The sequence below is a fragment of the Streptomyces sp. DH10 genome (assembly GCF_029813805.1).
GTDB lineage: Bacteria > Actinomycetota > Actinomycetes > Streptomycetales > Streptomycetaceae > Streptomyces > Streptomyces coeruleofuscus.
This window is the reverse complement of the sequence record NZ_JARVKU010000072.1, coordinates 1-276: the sequence shown is the minus strand read 5'-3', so window position 1 is coordinate 276 and position 276 is coordinate 1. Positions and strand designations below refer to the sequence as shown.

The window sequence follows — 276 nt, the reverse complement described above, 5'->3', positions numbered from 1 at the left end:
AGCCGGGCAGGCTGCGGGCCTGCGCCCCCGACGACGGCTTCTGCACCGGCACGGTGGAGACCGCCACCTACGTCGGCACCCTCGTCCGGGCCGGCGTGCGCATCGACGGCGGTGACGCGCCGCTGCTGCGTCTGGAAGTACCGGCCGGCCGCGGCCCCGTCACCGGCGAACGGATCGGGATCACCGCCGACCCGGACGACGTCAACCTCTTCGTCGACGAACAGGGAGGGTGAGCCATGGCCGCCCTCACCGCCACTGCCCCCGCCCGTCCGCGCA

1 protein-coding gene is annotated in these 276 nt (G+C 75.0%); it reads left to right on the top strand.

Annotated features, from left to right (window positions below; genetic code table 11):
- Window positions 1-233, top strand: a 233-nt coding sequence (locus QC385_RS43900) for a TOBE domain-containing protein (protein ID WP_279547006.1), incomplete at its 5' end; no start/stop codon positions are given.
- Window positions 234-276: the final 43 nt, after the last annotated feature.